General features: G+C 67.8%; 4 protein-coding genes. All 4 read right to left on the bottom strand.

What is annotated here, in order from left to right:
• Positions 1-167 precede the first annotated feature (167 nt).
• Positions 168-1,658 carry a lysine--tRNA ligase gene (gene lysS / locus OXU43_06515; protein MDD9824806.1) on the bottom strand — a complete coding sequence of 497 codons (1,491 nt, stop codon included), beginning with the start codon at positions 1,656-1,658 and terminating at the stop codon, positions 168-170.
• Positions 1,659-1,730: 72 nt separating this feature from the next.
• Positions 1,731-2,835, bottom strand: a protein-coding gene (gene prfB, locus OXU43_06520; GenBank protein MDD9824807.1) for a peptide chain release factor 2 whose coding sequence is annotated in 2 segments (ribosomal slippage) — positions 1,731-2,756 and positions 2,758-2,835 — 1,104 coding nt in all. Because the reading frame shifts where the segments join, the coding sequence is not laid out codon by codon here.
• A 172-nt stretch (positions 2,836-3,007) separates the two neighbouring features.
• The gene (locus OXU43_06525) at positions 3,008-3,229 is read right to left on the bottom strand and encodes an integrase (protein MDD9824808.1); all 222 of its coding nucleotides are present in this window, start codon (positions 3,227-3,229) and stop codon (positions 3,008-3,010) included.
• A gap of 52 nt (positions 3,230-3,281) precedes the next feature.
• The coding region (locus OXU43_06530) for a hypothetical protein (protein MDD9824809.1) at positions 3,282-4,961 on the bottom strand (1,680 nt) is incomplete at its 5' end.

Consider the following 4,961-nt stretch of genomic DNA (forward strand, 5'->3'; position numbering starts at 1 on the left):
GAATGGCGGAGTAGGCTTTATTCGCTGGATGCCCATAGGGTTTTTGCACAGACTTTTTTTCCCGTCATTCCGGCTTTTTTCCCGTCATTCCGGCGAAAGCCGGAATCCCGCGCAAAAACGGCGCGGAACGCGCTCCTTGGGCGGGCGGCAAGGTTCAGGGCCAGGATTCAGGGCCTGTCGCGCAGCAGGGGAAAGAGTATGACCTCGCGGATGGAGGCGGCGCCGGCGAGAACCATGACCAGGCGATCAATGCCGATGCCGGCGCCCGCGGCAGGCGGCATGCCGTACTCCATGGCCGTGACGAAGTCCTCGTCGTAGCGCATGGCTTCCTCGTCGCCGGCATTGCGGCGCCCGGCCTGGCGGCGGAAGCGCCGTGCCTGCTCTTCGGGATCGTTCAGTTCGGAGAAACCGTTCGCCACCTCCTGGCCGGCGACGAATAACTCGAAGCGGTCCGCGCGCTCCGGCGCCCCCGGCAAAGCGCGGGCCAGCGGCGAGACTTCCAGCGGATAGGCCGTGACGAAGGTAGGCGCCCGCAAACGGTGCTCCACGGTCTTCTCGAACAAGGCGCACTCGATCTCCGCGGGAGAGTCGCCCGGCGCCACGGCGATGTTTTTGTCCGCGGCGACAGCGCGAATAGATTCCAGGGAATCCAAAATTTCCGGCGCCAGCTCCGGGTTGTGATCCAGCACGGCCTGGCGCAGGGTCGTGCGCGCGAAGCGAGGCCCCAGGTCAATCTCCCCGCCGCCGTAGCGCAGCACGGGAGGACTGCCGTGGAACTGGCGCGCCAGGCCGCGCAGCAGCGTTTCGATCAACGCCATAAAGTCCTCGCAGTCGGCGTATGCCTGATAGAACTCAAGCATAGTGAACTCGGGGTTGTGGCGGGTGGACAGCCCCTCGTTGCGGAAATTCCGGTTGAGCTCGAATACCTGTTCCATGCCCCCGATCAGCAGCCGCTTCAGATACAGTTCCGGGGCGACGCGCAGGTACAGGTCCAGGCCCAGGGCATTGTGGTGGGTGACGAAGGGCCGGGCGGCGGCGCCGCCGGGCAGCAGTTGCATCATGGGGGTCTCCACCTCCACGAAGCCGCGCCGGCGCAGAAAGTCGCGCAGGAATCGCACCGTCCGCGCCCGGCACTCGAAAACCCGCCGCGCGTCCTCGTTGGCGATCAGGTCCAGGTAGCGTTGCCGGTAGCGGCTTTCCCGGTCCGCCAGGCCATGGTATTTCTCCGGCAGCGGACGCAGCGACTTGCTCAACAGGCGCACATCGTCGGCCAACAGAGACAACTCGCCGGTGCGCGTCTTGAACAGCGTGCCGGCGGCGCCCAGGATGTCCCCGAGATCCCAACTTCGGAAGTCGGCGTAGCTCCCGTCCCCCAGACGGTCGCGGCGCAGGTGCAACTGCAACCGGCCGGACATGTCCTGCAAATGGGCAAAGGAGGCGCGGCCCATGACGCGGCGGGACACCATCCGACCCGCCACCTGCGCCCGGGGAGCGTCGCGCTCCAGATCGGCAGGGGCGGCGTCGCCAAAGCGCTCATGCAGCCTTGCCGCCAGGTGCTTGCGCCGGAAATCGTTTGGATACGCCCAGCCCCGCTCGCGCAGACGCCCCAGCCCGGCGCGCCGGGAGGCAACGATCTCGCTTTCGTCTTTAGCGGCCATGGCCCTTGCCGCTGCCGCAATTTCGGCGGCAGCCTCCATAGCGGCGCCCTGCCAGGACCGCGACCAGGCCCTTCATACGCCCTGCTTCAGGCTGGCTTCGATCATGGCGTCGAGATCGCCGTCCAGCAGCGCCTGCACGTTGCCGGTCTCGTAACCGGTACGCAAATCCTTGATCCGCGCCTGGTCCAGCACATAGGAACGAATCTGGCTGCCCCAGCCGATATCCAGCTTGCTTTCCTCCAGCGCCTGGCGTTCGGCGCGGCGCTTCTGCAGTTCCATTTCGTACAGCCGGGCGCGCAACTGCCGCATGGCCCGCTCCCGGTTGCGGTGCTGGGAGCGGTCGCTCTGGCATTGCGACACGATGCCGGTGGGCAGGTGGGTAACGCGCACGGCGGAATCCGTCTTGTTCACATGCTGGCCGCCGGCGCCGCTGGCGCGGTAGGTGTCTATGCGCAACTCGGAAGGGTCAATTCGCACCGTGATGTCATCGTCAATCTCCGGAGACACGAACACGGAGGCGAATGAGGTATGCCGGCGGTTGCCGGAATCGAAGGGCGACTTGCGCACCAGCCGATGGACCCCGGTCTCGGTGCGCAACCAACCGTAGGCAAGCTCTCCCTTGAAGCAGACGGAAGCGCTCTTGATGCCGGCGCCCTCGCCGGGAGAGACTTCCAGCAACTCGGTCCCGAAGCCGCGTCGCTCGCCCCAGCGCAGGTACATGCGCAACAGCATCTCCGCCCAGTCCTGTGCCTCCGTGCCGCCGGAACCCGCCTGCACATCCAGGTAGGCATTGCGCCCATCCATCTCGCCGGGGAACATGCGTTGCCGTTCCAGGTCGTCCAGCTGCCGCTGCAGACGGTCGAGCTCGCCGGACAGCTCCTGCGCCAGGTCGCGTTCCTCTTCCTGAATCGCCAGTTGCAACAGCTCCCCGGTCTCTCGCAAAGCTTCGTCCAGGGCCTCCAGGGGGCGCAACACCCGCTCCAGGCTCGACTGCTCGCCGCCCAGGGCGCGGGCCCGTTCGGGCTCGCGTTGCCAAAGCCCCGGCGCGGCCAACTCCCGGCGCACCTGCCGCAGGCGCGCCTCCTTGCCGGCATAGTCAAAGATACCCCCTCAGGGACTCGGCGCGCTCCTGCAGCTTGCGGATGCGGGCGCGGATGGCGCCCCACTGTTCCCACATAATCCCCTTCCCCGTCGTCAGACGAAAAACGCCGATCTTAGCGCCAACGCGCCCCGGCAAAAAGGGGGCGGCCCGCCGCCGCGGACCATTACGCAGTCCAGGCGTTCCGTTTAAGCGGAGGCGCTCATGGATAAAGCGCGGCAGGCAGAGGGGGGAGGGGGAACGAACGGCGCTACCGCAACACCGCGATCAGCACGGCCACCGCCAACCCCTGGGCCGCGACCACCGCTCCCACCAGCCGCCATGTCAGACGCGCCTCCAGCGCCGCCAAGTCTGCCTTCGTCGCCATCTGCTCCGGCGGCACCGCCACCGCCTGCGCAGCCGCGTCCGCCATCGCCTCCGACGCGCCCGCCTCCACCAGCGCCTGCCGCAACTCCGCGATCATCTGGGTCATGGCCCCGATCCTACCAGGATCCTCCCAGACCAGCGACCGCCTCGCGCTGGCATCAGAAATCCAGCGTCAGGTCGAACCACAGTTGCGGGTCGCGGCCGTTCTCCGCCTCCCGGTTCCCCAGGCTCCAGGCCATCATCAGGCGCGACGCCAGACGCCCCGGCACGTTCAGCCGCAGGCTCCAGCCCGCGCCGCCGTAGCCCTCGTAAGAGGAGGCATCCTGCGGCAACGGATCGTTCAATTTGCCTATCGCGTAGTCCAAAAACAGCGAAAATTGCAGCAACTCGCCCCAGGTCCGGCTGCCGAAAGCGCGGCGCCCGGCAATGAACGGCGCGTCTATCAGGTACTCGGCCGACAGAAAGGCCGCCCGATCCCACAGCAATTCCGACACCCCGTAGGCGCGCACGCTCTCCGGCCCCCCCATGGAGAATTGCTCCAGCGGCGAAAGCAAATCCGCCGACGTCTGCAACTCCGAACGCAGCAGCAGCGAATGGTGCGGCGTCAGCGTTTGCAGCCGCGTGTAGCCGAACACCGCCTTCTGGAACTGCCCCCCCGCGTAGCGCCCCGAACCCCCCCGCCGGCTGGGGCCCCGCGGCGTACGCGCGCGCGCCGCGCCGCTGGCGCCGTCACCCATCGCGCCCAGCAGATCGTTGAAACCCCGCGCCAGCGTCAGGTAGGCAAAGTTCAAGCCGCGCCGCTCGATGTCCACCGAGTCGTACTCCAGGCGCAGTTGCAGCACCGCCAGCCGGTCCTCGCTCACCGGCGTCATGCCGCGGCTGGTCAGCGAATCCTTGCGCGTCATGCGCAACTCGGCGGACAGGTTGCGCTGCCGTCCGCGCAGCAACGAACGCTCCAGATACAAACCCTCGTTGCGCGTCTCTCCCGCCACCTCCTGCGACGCCAGCGCGCCCCCCACATCGAAGGCGTTCCTCTCCAGCAAAAAGCCGATGCCGTAGTCGCGCCCCAGCGGGCGCCGGTACTCGGCGCTCCAATACCTCTGGTTCTCCGGGTTGTAGGCGCTTTGCCACGCAAAACGCAGCCGATCCGCCCCCCCCGTCGGATTGTTCCATTCGATGACGGGACGCACGCGCACGCGACCGGTGCGCCGCGTGCCCTGATTGTCCAGGCGCAAGGAACCCTCCACGCGACGCTCCTCCTGCACCTTGAGCATCAGATCGGCCTCCCCCACCCGCTGCCCCGGCTGAAACACGCCAAAGGCCGACAGACCCGGGTAATCCGTGACCCGCAACAGCGCCGACTCGATCCGGGCGCCCGCCACCGGCTGGCCCACCAACTCCTGGAAGGGCTTGCGCAGCAACGCGCCTTCATACAGCGTATTGCCCTCCACCAACACGCCCCCCAGCCGGCCATCGAAAACCTGGAGCGCCACCTCCCCGTCCTCGACCTGCTGCACCGGCAAAATCGCGTAGGCCAGCGACAGCCCCCGTTCGCGGTAGTACCCGGAGACCTCGTCGGCCAGGGCTTGCAGCCGCCCGATCGTGAAGCCGCCCGCCGCCGCCGCATGAGCGCGGCGCGCCTCCAGCAGCGCCTCGATCTCGGCCACGCGCACGCCCCACCGCGGGTAATCGGCCGCGCCCAACAGCAGAAAGCGCGACACCCGGATGCGCGGGCCTTCGTCTATGCCCAGCGGGCGGTCTATCACCGCCGGAATATCCACCGCGCCTCCCGCGGGCATCGCCTCCTCCCGGAACTCCGCCTCCGCGGGCGCCGCCTC

Source organism: Gammaproteobacteria bacterium (assembly GCA_028817255.1).
GTDB lineage: Bacteria > Pseudomonadota > Gammaproteobacteria > Porifericomitales > Porifericomitaceae > Porifericomes > Porifericomes azotivorans.